This is a genomic window from Polymorphobacter sp. PAMC 29334 (assembly GCF_019431245.1).
GTDB classification, from domain to species: domain Bacteria; phylum Pseudomonadota; class Alphaproteobacteria; order Sphingomonadales; family Sphingomonadaceae; genus Polymorphobacter_B; species Polymorphobacter_B megasporae.
In genome coordinates this window covers 312687-330877 of the sequence record NZ_CP080242.1, presented here as the reverse complement: position 1 = coordinate 330877, position 18191 = coordinate 312687, and the positions used below count along the sequence as shown (strand labels likewise).

The following is an 18191-nucleotide window of genomic DNA, read 5'->3' as shown; positions in this document are numbered from 1 at the left end:
TCACGATGCTGGCGGTGCCGCGCCATCAGCCGGTGCCGCCGCCCGAAGGCGTTCCCGGAACGCGTCGAGACGGCTGCGGTAGCCCGCCGCGTCGCCGTATTCGAGGAACTCATAATAGCGCAGGTGCGGGTCGGCGACCCGCATAGCGTGCTTGATCGGGCACCAATACTGCTCGGTGCGACCCGCCACCTCGCGGACGTCGGCGATCACGCCGTTGCCATAGCCGCAGAACATGCAGTTCAACGCCTCGATGCTGTTAAGGTAGGTGAGATGGCGGCGGTCGAGCGAGATGAAGTCGGCGCGTCGTACCTGCTGGATTGCGTATACGCGGAAACAAATCGCTTGATACAGGCTCACCCACGCATCGATGACGATGAATGGGACGATCAGCGAATAGATCAGCGGTGCGCTCAGCACCGTTCCGAGCTGGGCCTGCGCCATGAATTGGGCGACGCCAACCCTCAGGCGACGATGTTCGACAGTCACATCGCTCGCGAACTCGACGAGCCCGGCATGGAGGCGAAACCCGAGCTGGTCGCGCCGTTTATGGATTTCGCGGTCGAGCTCGACCTGCAGGCGGACGATCTCAGCGGCCAGCTCGTGCATGCGCTGTGTCATCGGCGGGCATCCTTGTCGCGGCAGGCCGTGTCCGGCACAGTCAAAGATCGCCAGCCGGTGATCAGAGCTTCACCCGGTTGAGCCGGAGCGCGTTGAGGACCACCGTCAGCGACGACAGCGCCATCGCCGCGCCGGCGAACATCGGCGACAACAGGATGCCGGCGACGGGATAGAGCACGCCGGCCGCGACCGGCACGCCGATACCGTTGAACACGAACGAGAAGAACAGGTTCTGGCGGATGTTGCGCATCGTCGCTTGCGACAGCTTGCGCGCGCGGACGATCGCCGAGATGTCGCCTTTGGTCAGCGTCATGCCGGCGCTCTCGATCGCGACGTCGGTGCCCGTGCCCATCGCCAGCCCGACGTCGGCGGCGGCGAGCGCGGGGGCGTCGTTGATGCCGTCGCCGGCCATCGCGACCTTGGCGCCGCCGGCCTTGAGCTCGCCGACGATCCGCGCCTTGTCCTCGGGCTTGAGTCCGGCGCGGACGTCGTCGAGCCCGCCGACTGCCGCGGCCACCGCGTTCGCGGTCGTCGCGTCGTCGCCGGTAAGCATTATCACCCGCAGTCCATCGGCGCGGAGCGCGGCGATCGCCTGCCTGACATCGGCGCGGATCGGATCTGCGACCGCCAAAAACCCGGCGAGCTTGCCGTCGACCGCGACGAACAGCGTCCCCGCCCCGGTCTTGCGCTGCGCGTCGGCTGCGGCTTCCATGCAGCACGGATCGACGCCGACGCGGCGCATCTGCGCGCCGTTGCCGACGACGGTGACCCGGCCATCGACCGCGCCGCTGATACCGAGCCCGGTCTGCGACGCGAAGTCCGTTACCGCGCCGAGCGCCAGCTTGCGCTCACGCGCGGCGACGACGATCGCCTGCGCGAGCGGATGCTCGGACTGCGCCTCGATCGCGGCGGCGGCTGCGATCACGCTGTCTTCGGTGAACCCGTCCGTCGGGACGGCGGCGACGAGACGCGGCTTGCCCTCGGTCAGCGTGCCGGTCTTGTCGACCAGCAGCGTGTCGACCGCGTCGAAGCCCTGGAGCGCTTCGGCGTTCTTGATCAGCACGCCCGCTTGCGCGCCGCGCCCGGCGGCGACCATGATCGACATCGGCGTCGCGAGGCCGAGCGCGCACGGACACGCGACGATCAGCACGGCGATGGCGTTAAGCAGGGCATGGCCGAGCCGCGGTTCGGGACCAACCAAACTCCAGACGATGAAGGTGACGACCGCGACGAGTACGACGCCGGGGACGAACCAGCCCGACACTCGATCGGCGACCGCCTGGATCGGCGCGCGGCTGCGCTGGGCGGCGGCGACCATTCGGACGATCCGCGCGAGCATCGTGTCGCCACCGACGGCGCGGGCCTCCATCAGCAGGCTGCCGGTGCCGTTGACAGTGCCGCCGGTGACAGTCGCGCCGGCCATTTTCTCGACCGGCGCGGGTTCGCCGGTCAGCATCGACTCGTCGACCGCCGAAAGGCCGTCTAGGACGATGCCGTCGACCGGGATCGCCTCGCCGGGCTTAATCCGAAGCCGGTCGCCGGCGCGAACTTCGGCGAGCGCGACGACGCTCTCGCTGCCATCGGCCGCGACCCGATGCGCGGTCTTGGGCGCGAGGTTGAGCAGCGCGCGGATCGCAGTGCCGGTCGCGGCGCGGGCGCGGAGTTCGAGGACCTGACCGAGCAGCACCAACGTCACGACGACGCCGGCGGCCTCGTAGTAGACGGGCACGCCACCCTTCATGCGGAAGCCCGTCGGAAAGATGCCGGGGACCAATGTCGCGGCGAGACTGAAGGCGAACGCCGCGCCAACGCCGATCGCGATCAGCGTGAACATGTTGAGGCGGCGGGTGACGAGCGAGGTCCAGCCCCGGACGAAGAACGGCGCGCCCGCCCACAGCACGATCGGCGCGGTCAGCGCGAGCTGGACCCATGCCGAGGTCGGCGCGGCGAACAAGTGCCAGCCGAACATCTCGGCGCCCATCGATACGACCAACAACGGCATCGACAGGGCGCCGGCGACCCACAGCCGCCGCGTGAAGTCGATCAGCTCGGGGTTGGGCTTATCGTCGAGCGTCGCTTCCTTGGGCTCGAGTGCCATCCCGCAGATCGGGCAAGCGCCGGGGCCGTCCTGCCTGATCTGCGGGTGCATCGGGCACGTCCAGATCGCGGCGACGGCGTCGCGCCGTGCCGCCACGCTAGGTCCTTGCCCCGAGCGCTGCGGCGATGCGCTTAGACGTCATCGGTGGACGCAGTCGCCGGCATCCTCGAAATGACGATCCGCACTTTGGAAGGTCGTAAAAAGGTCGTCGTTCCGCGTTCGCCAGCGGCATATACCGCGCGTCCCAACGCGATATCAGGCCCACGGGCCACGTCGCTGAACGAATCCTTCATGACATATTCGCCTCACCGTTGATCAGCACGGCATGGGCCGCAGATTCCTTGGCCACAACCGTATTTGGCCCGGTCAGCGCCAGGTCGGATCGCAAAACTCACAGGAGCATTCGCTTGCCATTAGTCGCATCGCTTACTTCGGAGCCATTCAGATCGAATTACACTGACGGATCAAAGTCGATCTACCCGCGCACGAGCCTGCCGTAAATTAGGCCGGCTTCGAAGCCGCCAACAAGCGCTCTGAAATTCGACGTGTCATTCCACGGAAACTACCCACATTTTTTGCCCCATGCCCATAGGTAAATTCCGAACCTCCCTGAGATCAGGCAGCCGGTTCATTGGGCGGTGTAAGTCACACTCCCAAGCGAGGCCACCATGGACAACCCAGCACAGGCAGCAGCGATCCGACACGCGTCTTCAACAGACGACGATGCGCCACGCGTCGAAATTGGCGGCGCGTTTCAGCCGCCCAAATGGGCGGAGTATCACGCCAAGATGGCGAGCGAGTTCCCCTCGCCGTTTCGCGGCACTTCGGATCCGTTGGCGAGACAGATCGAAAAATTTGTTGGAAAGCTCGATCAACTGCGGCCTGAGAAAGGCGGACCAGCCTATCTCGGCGAGAACGCGGCCCTGACCTACACCTACCCTGAGGTCAAAAATGTTCGGATCGGCCAGAAGATGGGCGACCTTGATGCCGTTTTGGACGACGTGGTCGGCCTGTTCGAGGGAATGGCAAATTGGGGCAATCCGCTCACAATGTGCAACGTCATTCCTCAGTCGAACACAGCCGCGCTCATCGCCTCGATGCTGTCGCAAGTATTCTCGGCCAACATTCTGGAAGGCGAATACGCTCAGAACGTCCACAAGGCGGAACTCGAAACCGCCGGGATGATCGGTAACCTGTTCGGCTGGGATCCGGTCAAGACGGGCGCCATCTACACCTGGGGCGGCGGCGGATGCTGGACCTATGGTCTGAAATACGGGATCACACGCTCGATGCCGCATTCGCGCACCGCCGGCGTGCGGACGGATGCCAAGGTCATCTGCTCGCAGCAGGCGCACTTCGTTCAGCTGAACGCGTCCGATTGGCTAGGCCTCGGCACCGACAACATCGTTCACGTGCGAACCGATGTAGCCACCAACCAGATGGACACGGCCCACCTCGAAGAGATCCTGAAAGATTTTACCGCCCGCAAGATCCCCGTCGCAACGATCGTGTGCACCATGGGCACGACCGACGCGAGCGCTATCGATCCCATCCGCGAAGTGCGCGAACTTATGGATCGGTATCCAAATCCGGAGGGCTACGGGAAGGCGGTTCTTTATGCGGACGCGGTTGTCGGCTGGTCGTGGGTGTATTTCGCCAACTATGATTTTGCCAAAAATCCGCTCGGCTTCTCGGATCGGATCCTGCCGGTCCTGAAGCGTAACGGCGAGCAGCTGAAGGAAATCATGTATGCCGACGCGGTCGGCATCGATTTTCACAAGGTCGGCTGGGCCCCGTATGTCAGCAGCTGCTTCCTTTACAAGGACGCCGAAGAATTTGAATCGCTTCACCGCTGGGGCGGGGATGCCTATCTCCAAGTGCGGACGCCTTACAACCCGATGTATTATACGCTAGAGGTGTCGCGCACCGCATCGGGCTCGCTGGCGGGTTGGGCGACACTCAAGTATTTCGGCATGGAAGGAATGCAGTCGATTCTCGGCGGTATTCTCGAGACGAAATATTACTTGGCCGACCTCGTCAATACACAGAGCGATATGGTCTGCGTCAACTCCGACGACACGGGTCTCATCACGCTCTTCCGCGCTTACCCGGAAGACATCGACGCCAAGGCGCAATTTCATCGCGAGCTGACGCAGGAAAGTTCGCGGACCGATCTCATCAAACATAATGCGCTAACCCGAGCGATCGGTGACCAGCTCTACGCCTGGTATCGCGAGGGCAAGCAGATCGACGGCAAATATACGCCATACATGAGCTTCAGCACCGGCTTCCGCAAAGCTGAGTATAATCGCGAAGGAGCCGACCCTGAGGCTGTCATCTACGCGCTGAAGGCCTTTCCGATGAACGTCTTCGTGACGCCGGAGATCATGCAATGGGCGATCCATTGCGTGCGTGCCGCGCGTGACGCGGTGCTCGCCGCCTAAAGCGCCCGGCTGTGGCGCGCGATTATTCGCGCGCCACAGCCACCCGTGCGAAAAGGAAAAGCGACTATGGCCACCGTGAAGGCAGCGGCCGCGCTGCCCGTCAGCGGCAGCGGCGCCGCGCCCAAAAAGCAAGTCGCCGTTGCCAGAATCGGCATGATGACGTTCGCGGTGATGAACATCGCGACAATCATCAGCCTTCGCGGCTTGCCTTCGATGGCAGAATACGGGCTGACCTCGATTTTCTACTATATCTTCGCGGCCGTCATGTTTCTTATCCCGGTCTCGCTGGTCGCTGCGGAACTGGCATCAACTTTCCCCAATCAGGGTGGCGTATTCCGGTGGGTGGGAGAAGCGTTCGGCCCCAAATGGGGCTTTGCTGCCATTTATTACCAATGGCAGGCTATCGTCATTTGGTTTCCGACAGTTCTTATCTTTGCCGCTGCCGCGCTCGCCTATATCTGGTGGCCCCAGAGCTTCGACAAAGCACTCGCCGGCAATAAGGTCTATACTATAATCGTCCTGCTCGCGGTTTACTGGGGCGTGACCCTGTTCACCTTCCGCGGCGTCAAGGCATCCTCGCAACTCAGTTCTCTGGGCGGTCTGTTCGGCACGATCATCCCGGGCGCGATCCTCATTCTCCTCGGCATCGCTTACATCGCTACCGGTCACCCGGTGGCGGTCGATCTTCACGGCAGTCTGATCCCGGATTTCAGTCACTTCCAGAATATGGTGCTTGCCGCCAGCGTCTTCCTCTTCTTCGCCGGCATGGAGATGCAGGCCGTCCATGTAAAAGAATTGAAGAACCCTTCGCGGGATTATCCGCTGTCAGTCCTGATCGCGACCGTCGTCGTGCTCGTCCTCTTCGTCGCCGGCACCGTCGCGGTCGAAACCGTCGTGAAGACCAAGGCCATCGAGCTCAACCAGAGCCTGCTTATCGCATACCGCGAGCTATGGGCGGCGTTCGGCCTGCCCTGGCTCGGCAACGTGATGGCAGCGATGCTAGCCTTCGGCGTGCTTGGCCAAGTGAGCGTGATCGTTGCCGGCCCTTCAATCGGTATCCTCGCGGTCGGGAAGGCGGGCTATCTTCCCCACGCCCTCCAGAAGACAAACAAGAACGGGGTGCCAACGACGATCCTGTTCGTGCAGGGCGCGCTGGTCACTGCGCTTTGCGCGGCATTCACGATCCTGCCATCCGTCCAGTCAGCCTATCAACTCCTGAGCCAGATGGCGACGATCATCTACCTGCTCATGTATCTCATCATGTACATCGCCGCGATCCACCTGCGCTATAGCCAGCCGGACAAGCCGAGGCCCTTCAAAATTCCCGGCGGCATTATGGGTATGTGGGCTGTTGGGCTCGTCGGGCTTGCGGGCGCACTCATCGCAACTTTCTTCAGTTTCATACCGCCCTCCCAGATCAGCAGCGGCAATCCGGTTACCTATGTCGCAATTCTCGTCGTCGGAACGGCTGCCTTCGCCGCGGTTCCGTTTGTGATCTTCCTCTTCCACAAGCCTGGTTGGAAGGCCGCCGATTCTGACTTCGAGCCGTTCGAAACGAACCCACTTGCTGCTCGCCCACCGGCCATTGCCGCGGCCCCCGTCCCGGCTGAATAGGAGTGGCAAAGTGAGCGGCATCAACCACGGCATGTTCCTGACGATGATCGTCGGACTGTTCGCGATCACCGCACCAATTGCCGTCCTGCCGATCTTCATCGGCGCGACCGATGGGCAGACCGGTGGGCAACGTCGAATGACCGCCCTCGTTGCGACCGGCACGTACCTGGTCTTCGGATTCCTCGCGCTGTTCGCAGGTCAGGCCGCGCTCGAGGTATTCGGCATCAGCGTGCCGGCGCTCCGCGTCGCGGGCATGGCAGTTATCGCCGTCATCGGCTGGCAGATGCTTAACGCGCCAACCCCCATCGTCGCCGCGCACGCCACGACGCCCGATACCCATCATCTCCACGCCGCGTCGAACACCAAGGTACCCGCCGCCGGCGCCAATCATGGCAAGCCGGCACCATCGCCATTTTCGGTCGGCATCATGCCGCTCGGCTTTCCCATCTATGCCGGGCCGGGCGTTCTCTCGATCATCATCGCGTGGGGCTCGGGGCCCCGCCCGGTGTATTTCGCGGCTGCCATCGCCATCCTCGCCAACGCGGCAATCATCCTCGCGCTTGATTTCCTTGCGACGCCGATCACCTGCCTCATCGGAGCGCAGGCGTTGCTCGTCACCGAAAAAGTGTTCGGCCTCATTGTCGTCGCGATCGCGGTCGGCGGCATGGCAAGTGGGCTCCTCGTGCTCTTTCCTGGCCTCGCCGGAACGGCGCATTAAGATGCAATCGACCACAGCGTTCGCGCTCCTCGCCCTCACAATCGCCGGCACAGCGGCGGCGCAGACTGTGCCCGACGCCGCGCCAAAGCCCTTGGATAATGTGGACAAGCAGTGGTTCACCGGCTCGCTCGAAGCCTCGTCCCCGGCGCTATCAAAGGCTGGGGCATTTGCGCTCGAACCCTATTTCATTCTTGAGACGCATACCGGAGCTTATAATGGCGCCGGTCATCACTCGGCGGTCGCGCACGACAGCAGCCTCGTCGAATCGGTGGTCGTCATGAAATACGGGATTACAAACCGACTGACGATCGAGGCACTACCCACGTTCCTGCGCGGCTGGACCGATCAGGCCCTTAGCCATGGATCAGGTGTCGCCGATCTTCCCATTGAGCTTGAATATCGAATTCTCGATGAGAACAACCGCACCGGCGCGCCCTCGGTCACTTTCAGTGTGGGGATCACCGCTCCAATCGGCGACTACCAGAACCTGCGCGATCCGATCGACGGGATCGGCAGCGGTGCTTTCACGCTGAAACAGGGCCTGGTTGTACAGTCGCTCTTTTCCACCTGGGGGAACCATCCGGTCCGGTTGCGCCTGTTTGGGTCGGTGAACGAACCGCTCGCCGACGTCGGTCTCCGCGGCCAGACTGCCTATGGTACCGGCCCGGGATTCTTCGGCCGCGTCAAGCCTGGGATTACGACGCAGGTAGGCTTTGCGGGCGGTTGGGCGCTTAATCAACGATGGGTGTTTGCAGCCGATGTTGTTGAAGACTATGCCGACGGCGCTCGCTTGCTCGGCACCGATGGCGGAGGCGGATTCGTCTCCACCTCTCGGATGCGCCGCTACACAACGAGCATCGCACCCGCAGTAGAATACAACTGGTCGGCCAATGTCGGCCTGATCGTCGGCGTTGATTTCACCCTGGCAGGCCGAAACAGCGCGTCCTACGTCGCACCCCAAGTTGCGTTTGCTTTCTCGTTCTGACGACGGGCAAGTTCTTTGCAGCGCAGACGTGGAGATAGGCGTCGAAGTGAGACCCCGCCGAATGCGAGGTAAGTAACCGCAATAATAACCCTCTTTCAGCGGAGCGACTCGCTTCGAGACCTGTATGCAACGAAGGCTGTTGATGAGTTACGACAACTTCAGTGAGTTCGGGTTGGGGCGCATAACTACCGTCCTAGAGTTGCCCAACGAACGGGCGCCTTCCTCAAACCCACCGCTCCAAAGCGGTCACTTCGGTTTCCACTTGACTGCCGTCAAACGCGCGCTCGATCGTTGTTATCCGCCAGGGGCTACCGGCTCACAGTTCAGCAAGGATCGTTTGCTCGCAATCCTGGGGAAGCCCATGCATGCCTTGAGTGGAGCCCGACAGAATATGATTGACCGCCGAACTTTCGTGGCCATCGGCATCGCTGGGTTAGCCGAACCCGCTCTCTCCCGTCCGGGAGCCGGCACCGCGGACCTCTATAAGAGGGCGCTCGTGATCGACGGCAATCTCGTGCCGCCGATCGAAGGGGGCGGCGCGCTATCGGCCGAAGCCGTAATCGCCATCCAGAGTTCGGGACTTACTGCTTTGAAGGCGGATGTTGACGGGTCGGACACATTCGACAGCGCTACCGAGATGATCCGCGACTTCAGGTCGGCGATCGCCAGCAATAGCGCGATCCTGGCACAGATTCAGGAAGTGGCGGACATCCGTCGCTGCAAGGAGTTGGGCAAGCTCGGGATCATCTTCTCCTTCGAGAAGGTCGGGCAGCTCGACGACAAGGTCGCGAGCATCGACCATTTCCGCGCGCTTGGCGTGCGGGTCATGCAGCTAAGCTACAATCAGGCGTCACCATTCGCCTCTGGCGCGCTGACACCGGCGATCGTTAGCACCGGGCTGACCGAGCTCGGTCGCAGCGCGGTCGATCGGATGAACAAGCTGGGCGTCACGATCGACCTGAGCCATTCTGATTCCAAGACGACGATGGATGTTCTCGCGGCTTCGCGGGCCTCTCCGATTATCTCGCATGCTGGCTGCGCGGCGGTTAATCCTCATCCACGCAACAAGCCCGACGAACTTTTGCGCGGCGTCGCCGAAAAAGGTGGCGTCGTTGGCATCTATGACCTGCCCTTCCTGGCACCATTTGACCGTCAGCCAACGGTTACCGACTATATCGCCCACCTGCTTCACGCGCTGAATGTGTGCGGCGAGGATCACGTCGGGATCGGTAGCGATGCGATGTTCGCGGGCTTCGACACATCACCTGAAAATATGCGCGGCTATCTGCAAGTCGTCGCCGATCGCAAGGCGCGCGGTATCGGCGCCCCTGGCGAGGAACGTCCACCCTTCGTAATCGGGATGAACACGTCGCGTCGCGCGGAGGTGATCGCAGACGCGCTGGCAGCTAAAGGTCTATCGGCTCGCGTGATCGAAAAAGTCTTGGGGAGCAACTGGGTGGCAGCGTTCGAACGGAGCTGGACAGCAGCCTGACGATTGGTCCACGCGCACTTCTTGCCTCGAATGGGGCCGTAAGCGGTCTGTCCGCTTCCCGGCGTCAATAGGGCATAGCTGACGTTCAACTAATCGGGGATTCGACGGCGGCTTGCGCCCCGGTTGCGGACGTTAGCGCACCCTCCGGTTCCAAAATAACCTAATCTCGGTGTCCACGGAACTGGCAGCAGCTCAGACACGGGCCGCTAAAGCATGGCGGGCCGGGTCGCTGGTCAACGCCGCCCTCGCCAAACTCGCCTGATTACTGCGCCGGGGCCCCCCCGGCGGTCGCCGCGCTGACTGCCTTGTCGAATTCGGCGGACGACATGCCGATCGTGAGGCCACTCGCGGCCATGCCGAAAAGTGTGGTGGGAAGGCGGACGTCACCCTTGGGCGTCGTGACCATGGCGAACTCGCCATCAAGCGCTTTGACCGTGCCGATGACGGTGCCCGCCGAGCCGTGCACTTCAGTACCGGGCTTCAACGCGGCTTTCGCCGCCTCGGCCGACTTGGCGGCGGCTGCGCTGGCCGCGGCGTCTAGCTGCACCTTGGTCATGGCCAGAACCGGCCCGGCTGCCCCGGCGCCGAACGACGCCGTCGGGATCGAGACCTTATTGGTCCCCGTCGTGACGACGGCGACGTCGCCGTTGACCGCGTCGATCGTGCCGACTTCGCCGCCGCTCGTGTCGAACACCTTCGCGCCGGCCTTGACCTGGGCCGCGGCGCTCGCTGGCGCCGGGGTCTGAGCCATCGCGACCACAGGAATGGCAAGACACAGGAGCAGGGCTGTCGTGAACCGCATCGCAAATCCTTTTATGAACGCGGTCATAACGCCGCCGGCGGCAAGTTGGATGCAAGGAACGCGCCGCGAAGATCGATGAAATCGTGGCTGGGACAAATGGTTGGGGTCGCCGAGGAACCAGTTCCGGCCGCTCAGAGGCTCATGCCCACTTTTCAGGAACAGGCGTTCGTTCAAGCGCCCCAGCATTTCGGATTGGGCCCGTTGCCGGACTGGCCGCTTCAAGACGTCAGCTTGCGAAAAGCGGACCTTCAGCAAGTGAGCTCTACACACCACAAATTACAAAGGTATTGTAACCGGGCCAACCAAGGTCATGATTTCCTTATGGAATCTCACAGCATCGTTCTGAGAAGGGGGGTTCAGGTTGGTGCGATTGAGCCTGAGCTGATGCCGGTCTCCAGCACTATTTGAAGAGTTACGAAACAGAAAATGCGGTCTCGCGTCGACGCCTACGTACAAGCCGCGCCGGCAGAAACCGCGATGCCGGCGCGGATTTCGCGTTGCGCCCTTGTCCTGGCGCGGTTGCGTTTAACCTCAGCGAGCGGCTTTTCTAGCCGCGGTAGCCCGATGCGGTAAAAGATCGACGTTGCCTGGACACCGCCGATGTTCTCGAAATACAGGTCGTAGACCTGAGCGAACGCCGCCTCGTTTGTCGCATCGCGCGCAGGATGGGCGCTCGCCGCAACGCCGGCTAGGGTAGATATGCCGAAGCGGCCGGCGATTCCCGCCAGAACGGCGCCGAAGATCATTGCAGGTGAAACGCCGCAAAGCGTGCGCATCGCTCCCTTCAGGCTATCAAGATTGGCGCGAACGCCCTCGATGAGCGTCACCGCGATGATCGTTTCATCTTGAGCCGCGACGAGTGAGCCAGGCGCAAAGGTAAACGAGCAAATCGATAAGAGAACACCGTCGAGTGTGTAGTTGAGTGTCAATTCACCCTCGTTGTCGGTGGGATGCGAAAAAATCAGGTCGACGCGGTGTTGGCCGACGACAGTTTCACGTGTGCACACGCACATGCCCTGAGCAAAAATCGTACCGAGCGCGACCGGAGGAAATCGCGTCGCAAGGAAGTCATAGTGATGGATCATCACTGCGGCCCGTTCGTCGCTCTTCAGACCAATCGCGAGATGGAGCGGGTTGAGATACTTTCGAGCTAGCTGAGGCTGGCGAGCGCGTATCGGCGCAACGACGGGCCGCCCTACCGCATCCCGAACCGCGCGATGTCGGCCGAAATTGGCCAATAGCTCGATCAGCCGAGTTGCCAGCCCGGCGAGCCTGTAAGCCGACGATTGAATGCGAATAAGGTTTAAACCACCAGCTGCGGAGCATGTACCTGATCCATCTTTTTCCCCTCGAAAGCATTAGGCGAGAAAATTCGGTTGCCGAGCCATCGTAGTTGTGCCGACTAAGGATGAATATGATCGACCAACCGGCCGCCGCTATGCCTATGCCGAAGAATGGGCTCTTCCACATCTGGCGCGCGCCGCTCGTCGCCGGGATCGATCATGCCGAAGTGGTCGCGCGGATCGAGGGAGAAAGCGGTTGGTCGGCGCGGTTCATCTTCATGACACTCATGTCGGCGGGCATCGCGGTGCTGGGGCTGCTGCTGTCATCGCCTGCGGTCGTCATCGGCGCGATGTTGATCTCGCCATTGATGAACCCCATCCTCGGGCTGGGCTTCGGCCTCGCAACCTTCGACTTCGCCGAGGTGCGGCGGTCATCGCTCGCGCTCGCGGGCGGCGCGGCACTTGCCGTCTTGTTCACGGCGTTAGTCGTACTGGCCTCGCCGCTGAAAGCGCCAACCGCCGAGATTCTAGCGCGCACCCGGCCGAATTTGTTCGATCTGCTGGTCGCGCTGTTCGCTGCGTTGGCCGGAACATTCGCGATCATCCGCGGTCGCGGCGAGACGATCGTCGGTGTCGCCATCGCGACCGCGTTGATGCCCCCGCTGGCGGTCGTGGGCTACGGGTTAGCGACACGAAATATGCCGGTTTTCTCCGGCGCGATCGAGCTATTTGCAACCAACTTTGTCACAATTGCACTGACAGCGACCGCGATGGCGCGTTTCTTTGGCTTCGGCCATGCCCTGTCGGTTCGTCAGAGTATGATGCAGACGCTGCTGCTTATCTCAGCGTTCGTCGTACTCTCGGTTCCCCTCGCCTTCGCCCTCCGCCAGATCGCAAGCGAGGCTGTGACAGTGAGTCAGGTTAGGACACTGCTGATCGAACGCTTCGGTGCGCAGGCTCGAGTCAGTCAGCTCGACGTCGATTTTGCCCGTGATCCACTCGTCGTCCGTGCGGTCGTGATCGCACCGCGCGCACGACAGATCAGCAACGCGCATCTTCGCTCGGCGCTTGTCGACAAGCTCGGCCGGCCAATAAGCCTGCAGCTCGATCGCGTCTTGCTCGAACCCGGTGCAGATGCCCTCGCCGCTCAACGGGCCGAGGTCGAGAAGGCCGAGGCCAACAATGCTGCGGAGCGGGATGCATCCGAAATAGCGCGGCTGGTCGGTCTCGCTGCAGGGACGACAGCCGCGCGTGTTACTTTGGACCGTGACCATCAGCGGGCGACCACAACCGCGACACCGCTTGCAGGGGCCGGTCTCGCGACATATCGCGCCCTCGAGGCGCGCGCGGCAGCGGCGGCCGAAGGCTGGGACATCGTCATCGTCCCACCGTTCGCCGCCCTCCCACCAGTCCAATTTGCCAATAACATCGATACCCTCGATGATCGCGCACGTGCTGCGGTCGCACTCGCACTCTGGGCCTCGCAGCGATGGAATGCGCCAGCGCTGATCGTGCCCGGCCTACCGGCGCGCGGGGTCGTGCCGGTTCGACCAAAGCTCGATGAACGCAGGGCCCTCGCGATCGCGGCATTACTCAAGGCTCAGAACATCGCGGCGGTAGCTGCTCCGCCGCAGGGACAGATCATCAACATGCGGGTCGCTCCGTCGGGAACAGACGAACCGTGATCGGTGGCGTGTCGATCACCCCCTTCGACGCGGCCGCGATCCTGATCGTGCTGGCTGCCCTGCTCGGCTACATTAACCAACGTTTTATCGGGTTACCCCCGTCGGTTGGCCTGACGGTTATGGGAGCTGTGGCATCGCTGGGGGTGATCGGTCTCGACCTGCTGTTGCCGGACGTGACCGTCAACGCCGATATCGTGCGTTTCTTAAGAGCGATCGACTTCCACGCGACCTTGATGGACGGAATGCTGTCGTTCCTGCTGTTCGCGGGCGCTTTGCATGTCGACTGGACCGCGATGAAGCGCGGCCGTCTTGGGGTCGTCACGCTGAGCACCGTCGGCGTTCTCATGTCGACGGCGATCGTCGCTGGCGGCTTTCTGCTCATCACTGCAGCGATCGGGTTGCCGGTGCCACTGGTCTGGTGCCTTGTCTTCGGCGCGCTAATCAGTCCGACCGACCCAGTGGCGGTGATGGCGGTGTTGAAACGCACAAGCGTTCCACCGACATTGCAAGCGACGGTCGCGGGCGAGAGCCTTTACAACGACGGTGTCGGGGTCGTCCTGTTCTCGATCATTCTCGGTACAGCGCTCGGCTCGCAGGCGTTCGAACCCGGCCGGGCGGTCCTGCTGTTCGCGCGCGAGGCTGGCGGAGGACTGGCGATGGGACTTGTCCTCGGCTGGTTGGCATTCGTCGCGATGCGTTCAATCGATGATTACAATGTCGAGGTCATGATCAGCCTTGCCGTGGTTATGGGCGGCTATACGCTCGGCCGCTGGCTGCACATCAGCGGCCCGGTGGCGATGGCGACTGCCGGACTGCTGATCGGCAACCATGTCGTCGACAAGGCGATGAGCGACAAGACCAGCGAGTATCTGCTTAAATTCTGGTCGATCATCGACGAGATCCTCAATGCGGTTCTTTTCCTACTGATCGGGCTCGAAGTCGTCGCCATTCCTGCCGATCCCCGCCTCTTGTTGGCCGGCGTCGCCGCGATCCCATTGGTCATGATTGCACGCGCGGTATCGGTCCTTGTGCCGCTAAATGCTTTGCGGCCGTGGCTAAATCTGGGCCCGCTTGCTCCGACCACGCTTATCTGGGGTGGTCTACGCGGCGGCATCTCGGTTGCCCTCGCGCTGAGCCTGCCCGAAGGCCCGGCACGCAGCACAGCGCTGGCGGCAACCTACATCATCGTGCTGTTTTCGGTTATCGTTCAGGGCGGCAGTATCGAGCGAGTGCTGCGCTGGAAATCCAGCCGCGCCGACGGTGCAGACGATTGAGCCCCGCGATCCTCAGCACGCTTATCCTCGTGTTTGCCCTTGCAATGTTCGTCTCAGAAAAGGTTCGCCACGACCTCGTTGCCTTATTGGCGCTGTTCGCTTGCCTGTTCGCCGGATTGACGACGCCGGAGAAGGCGCTGGCAGGATTCGCCGACCCTGCGGTCATCTCGGTTGCTGCGGTCCTCGTTGTCGGGCGTGCGGTCGAGTTGTCGGGCATCGCCGCTGCCGTTGCGCGAAATATTGTGCCCGCAACCGCCGGTTTCGCGGTCCGGCTTTCTACCCTGCTGCTGGTCGGTGCGGCGTTGTCCGCTTTCATGAACAATATTGCGGCGCTGGTCATCACCATGCCGATCGCGACCGAAATCGCGCGGCAAAGCAAGCGCGCGCCGGCAGCCACGCTCATGCCTCTCGCCTTCGCGACGATCCACGGCGGCATGACAACGCTGATCGGCACGCCGGCCAACCTGATCCTTTCGTCAGTCCGTGAAACCGAGTTGGGCGCACCCTTCGGCTTTTTCCAGATGGCCCCGGTCGGCGGCGCTGTGGCCGTGGCCGGCCTTATCTATCTAGGGCTAATCGGCTGGCGGCTGCTGCCGATTCGTCAATCGGCCCGCGACCTCGCTCGGGTGCCATGGCGGGTCTTTGAGTTGACCGCGAAAACCGCATTGCCCCGCGATGCCCTTCTGGCGCGATTGCGGAGCATGTCGGTGCGGTTGCTTGCAGCCTATCGGAACGATGCCCGCTTACCTGCGACCGGCGATCTCGCCACGGACGATACGCTACTGCTTTTGTCACGGGGTAATCAGTGGAGCTTAGCCGAAGCGACCGGCCTGCTAAGTTCGCTCGATCCCGCGTTAGTAGCGAACGGGGTGACCGCCCGCGTGGCTGTCGCCCATGGCTCATTCCTCATTGGTCTAAGTCATGAAGCTGTTCGGATTCGGAGCAACCACGAACTGGCCGTGGTCGCCGCCGGTCCCCGGGCCGCTCGCCAGCGCGTGCCGCTCGCGACGCTTCGCATCGAAGCCGGCGACCAGCTTTTCGTGCGAGGCGAACCGGATGCCTTGACGCGGTTTTCGACCAGCGCACGGTTGCTGGAGATCGATCGACTCGATCCCGTGCCGATTGATCGGCGGCGCGCACTGGCAATTCTAGCGATATTCATCTGCGCGATCGCCGCAATCGTCTTAGGCCATGTCTCGCCAGCGTTGGCGTTTCTCGGGGCTGCGGTCACACTGGCGGCAACCCGGCTGATCGCCGCAGACGAAATCTACCGCTCGATCGACTGGAGCGTGGTCGTGCTGCTCGCGGCGATGATCCCGGTGGGCCAAAGCTTTGAGACGAGCGGAGCCGCAGCAACGGCGGCCAAGCTTCTTGCCCAATTGCTGACAGGCGCACCGCTACCGCTGGTGCTGATGGCGATCTGCGCCGTCACCATTTTGCTATCGATCTTTCTCAACAACGTGGCCACCGCGATCATCATGGGGCCGCTGGCGATCGACGCCGCAGGGATGCTCGGTGTCAGCCCGGATGCCGCGCTTCTCGCCGTTCTCGTGGGAGCGTCCGCGGACTTCCTGACGCCGATCGGCCATCAGAACAACTTGCTGGTGATGGGCCCCGGCGGCTACCGGTTCAGCGACTATGCCCGGATGGGCGCACCGCTCGTTATGCTGGTGGTCCTGATCACTGGGGCGGTGCTGACGCTTGGCTAGGGCTGAGACGGCAGGCTGCGAATATTGATGTCACGCTGCGCGAACGGAATTTCGATGCCGTGCTCGCGGAATGAAATCCACAGGCGATTGAGAATTTCGGAGCGGACATTGCCAACGCCCGCCTCCGGGTCCCTGATCCACGCAAGGATTTCATGGTCGACCGAACTTTCACCGAACGCCATCAGCCAGACGGTCGGTCGCGGCTCGGCGAGAACGCGCTCGGACGCGGTCGCCGCCTCGATCATGAGACGCTGCGCCAGAGCGAGGTCGCAGTTGTAGGCAACGCCGACTGGAATGTGCACGCGAATGTTCGGACTGCTGTACGACCAATTCTCAACCGGATCGGTCATCAATTTCTCGTTCGGAATGAGGTGTTCCTTACCGTCGCGGGTGACCACCGAGACCGCGCGCACGCCGATCTTGTTGACGCTGCCGAAGGTGTTGCCGACGACGATGACGTCCCCTGGCTTGATCGACCGATCCATCAGCAGAATGACCCCGGCGATCAGGTTGCCAAAGGTTTTCTGCAGCCCGAAACCGACCGCTAAGCCGAACGCGCCCGAGAAGACGGTAAGCGCGGTCAGATCTATGCCGAGAAGATCGATGCCGAACAGGATCGCCGCCACGACGACGACGATGCCTGCCAATTTCTGCAACAATGCGCGTTGGGAAGAATCGAACCCGCTCATCCGCTCGATCGTGTGACCAAGGACGCGGTTGAGGAACCGCGCCAGCACGAAAAGGACAACCGCCACCAATCCAAAATTGATCACGCCGAGCAGCGACAGGCGATGCGTGCCGACTTTAAACGCGAAAGCGTCGAGGCTCACCGTTAGCGAATGCAGTCCGCCGAGCATTGATGCCGCACCGGTCACGAGGACCACCGCCCCGGCGGTCATCGCCGCTCCAGAACGCAAACCGACAGCTTGGGCGACGCGATATGCGAAGACGGCAAGCGTCAGCCCAGTCGTTGCCGCGAGCAGCAGCGCTGCATATCCACCCGCAGGAATTGCGGCGCTGCCAACGACCATCAGCAGTCCGGCGATTCCGCTGCGCAGCAGTCGGCGAATGCGGTCGCCGAGCGTCGCGCCGCCGGGGCGCCCGGTGGCGCGCTGAAGGAGGCGAGTCAGCGGCAGCGCCGCGGCACGCCCAGTGAGCCACCCGACCGTCACGGCGACGAGGATCACCGTGACCGTAGTCGCAATATCGCGGAATTCCGGCACCGCGGGGAGGGGCAGTCCGAGCGCGCGCAATTTCAGCAATAGATCCACGTCTTCTCCCGAGAGCGTCGAGGCTTGGCACAACCAGCTCGTAATGGCACGACGCTAAAGTTCTCCACCCATCTAACGGGTTTTGCCCGAAAGGCGGCCCGTCGATGCTGATCGTAATTCTCGCCTGCGTCGCTGCACTTGCGGTGACCGCTCTGCTCAGCATCGGTCCCCTGGCGCGCTCGACCGGCTGGAAAGCGA

13 protein-coding genes are annotated in these 18191 nt (G+C 62.5%); 8 read left to right on the top strand and 5 right to left on the bottom strand.

Features of this window, described 5'->3' with window-relative positions:
* Together KZX46_RS01585 and KZX46_RS01580 are read right to left on the bottom strand one after the other, a co-directional pair.
* Positions 1-618, bottom strand: coding sequence for a hypothetical protein (locus tag KZX46_RS01585; RefSeq protein WP_219774149.1), 618 nt, complete (start codon positions 616-618; stop codon positions 1-3).
* A 61-nt stretch (positions 619-679) separates the two neighbouring features.
* The gene (locus tag KZX46_RS01580) at positions 680-2767 is read right to left on the bottom strand and encodes a copper-translocating P-type ATPase (protein ID WP_219774222.1); all 2088 of its coding nucleotides are present in this window, start codon (positions 2765-2767) and stop codon (positions 680-682) included.
* A 617-nt stretch (positions 2768-3384) separates the two neighbouring features.
* On the opposite strand from KZX46_RS01580, the gene KZX46_RS01575 reads away from it, so the two are divergent.
* From KZX46_RS01575 to KZX46_RS01555, 5 genes are all read left to right on the top strand, one after another.
* Complete coding sequence (locus KZX46_RS01575) at positions 3385-5160, top strand: pyridoxal-dependent decarboxylase (RefSeq protein WP_219774148.1); 1776 nt, start codon at positions 3385-3387, stop codon at positions 5158-5160.
* A gap of 66 nt (positions 5161-5226) precedes the next feature.
* Complete coding sequence (gene gadC, locus KZX46_RS01570) at positions 5227-6774, top strand: putative glutamine/gamma-aminobutyrate antiporter GadC (RefSeq protein WP_216710889.1); 1548 nt, start codon at positions 5227-5229, stop codon at positions 6772-6774.
* 10 nt (positions 6775-6784) lie between these two features.
* Positions 6785-7492 carry a MarC family protein gene (locus KZX46_RS01565; protein ID WP_226895891.1) on the top strand — a complete coding sequence of 236 codons (708 nt, stop codon included), beginning with the start codon at positions 6785-6787 and terminating at the stop codon, positions 7490-7492.
* Between the two features lies 1 nt (position 7493).
* Positions 7494-8477, top strand: coding sequence for a transporter (locus KZX46_RS01560; protein ID WP_226895890.1), 984 nt, complete (start codon positions 7494-7496; stop codon positions 8475-8477).
* 412 nt (positions 8478-8889) lie between these two features.
* On the top strand, positions 8890-9969 hold the full coding sequence (locus tag KZX46_RS01555; RefSeq protein ID WP_219774147.1) for a dipeptidase: 1080 nt from the start codon (positions 8890-8892) through the stop codon (positions 9967-9969).
* Between the two features lie 262 nt (positions 9970-10231).
* Here the strand turns inward: KZX46_RS01555 and KZX46_RS01550 are convergent, their stop codons facing one another.
* On the bottom strand, positions 10232-10945 hold the full coding sequence (locus tag KZX46_RS01550) for a hypothetical protein (protein WP_226895889.1): 714 nt from the start codon (positions 10943-10945) through the stop codon (positions 10232-10234).
* A 272-nt stretch (positions 10946-11217) separates the two neighbouring features.
* A complete protein-coding gene (locus KZX46_RS01545) occupies positions 11218-12009 on the bottom strand; it encodes a DUF535 family protein (RefSeq protein ID WP_216710891.1) in 792 nt (263 codons plus the stop codon).
* 176 nt (positions 12010-12185) lie between these two features.
* On the opposite strand from KZX46_RS01545, the gene KZX46_RS01540 reads away from it, so the two are divergent.
* From KZX46_RS01540 to KZX46_RS01530, 3 genes are read left to right on the top strand one after another with little or no spacing between them, the layout of a single operon-like run.
* The gene (locus KZX46_RS01540; RefSeq protein ID WP_226895888.1) at positions 12186-13739 is read left to right on the top strand and encodes a DUF389 domain-containing protein; all 1554 of its coding nucleotides are present in this window, start codon (positions 12186-12188) and stop codon (positions 13737-13739) included.
* An 8-nt stretch (positions 13740-13747) separates the two neighbouring features.
* On the top strand, positions 13748-15013 hold the full coding sequence (locus KZX46_RS01535) for a sodium:proton antiporter (RefSeq protein ID WP_226895887.1): 1266 nt from the start codon (positions 13748-13750) through the stop codon (positions 15011-15013).
* Positions 15010-16722: an SLC13 family permease gene (locus KZX46_RS01530; RefSeq protein ID WP_216710894.1), complete on the top strand. Its 1713-nt coding sequence runs from the start codon at positions 15010-15012 to the stop codon at positions 16720-16722. The genes KZX46_RS01535 and KZX46_RS01530 overlap by 4 nt, the downstream gene beginning before the upstream one ends.
* Here KZX46_RS01530 and KZX46_RS01525 read toward each other — a convergent pair.
* Positions 16719-17993, bottom strand: a complete 1275-nt coding sequence (locus tag KZX46_RS01525; protein ID WP_226895886.1) for a mechanosensitive ion channel family protein — start codon at positions 17991-17993, stop codon at positions 16719-16721. The two genes, KZX46_RS01530 and KZX46_RS01525, sit on opposite strands and share 4 nt — an antisense overlap.
* Positions 17994-18191: the final 198 nt, after the last annotated feature.

Coding starts and splice junctions, on each gene's coding strand:
- KZX46_RS01585 (WP_219774149.1), bottom strand. CDS start 618: ATGACACAGCGCATGCACGAGCTGGCCGCTGAGATCGTCCGCCTGCAG.
- KZX46_RS01540 (WP_226895888.1), top strand. CDS start 12,186: ATGATCGACCAACCGGCCGCCGCTATGCCTATGCCGAAGAATGGGCTC.
- KZX46_RS01560 (WP_226895890.1), top strand. CDS start 7,494: ATGCAATCGACCACAGCGTTCGCGCTCCTCGCCCTCACAATCGCCGGC.
- gadC (WP_216710889.1), top strand. CDS start 5,227: ATGGCCACCGTGAAGGCAGCGGCCGCGCTGCCCGTCAGCGGCAGCGGC.
- KZX46_RS01580 (WP_219774222.1), bottom strand. CDS start 2,767: ATGCACCCGCAGATCAGGCAGGACGGCCCCGGCGCTTGCCCGATCTGC.
- KZX46_RS01575 (WP_219774148.1), top strand. CDS start 3,385: ATGGACAACCCAGCACAGGCAGCAGCGATCCGACACGCGTCTTCAACA.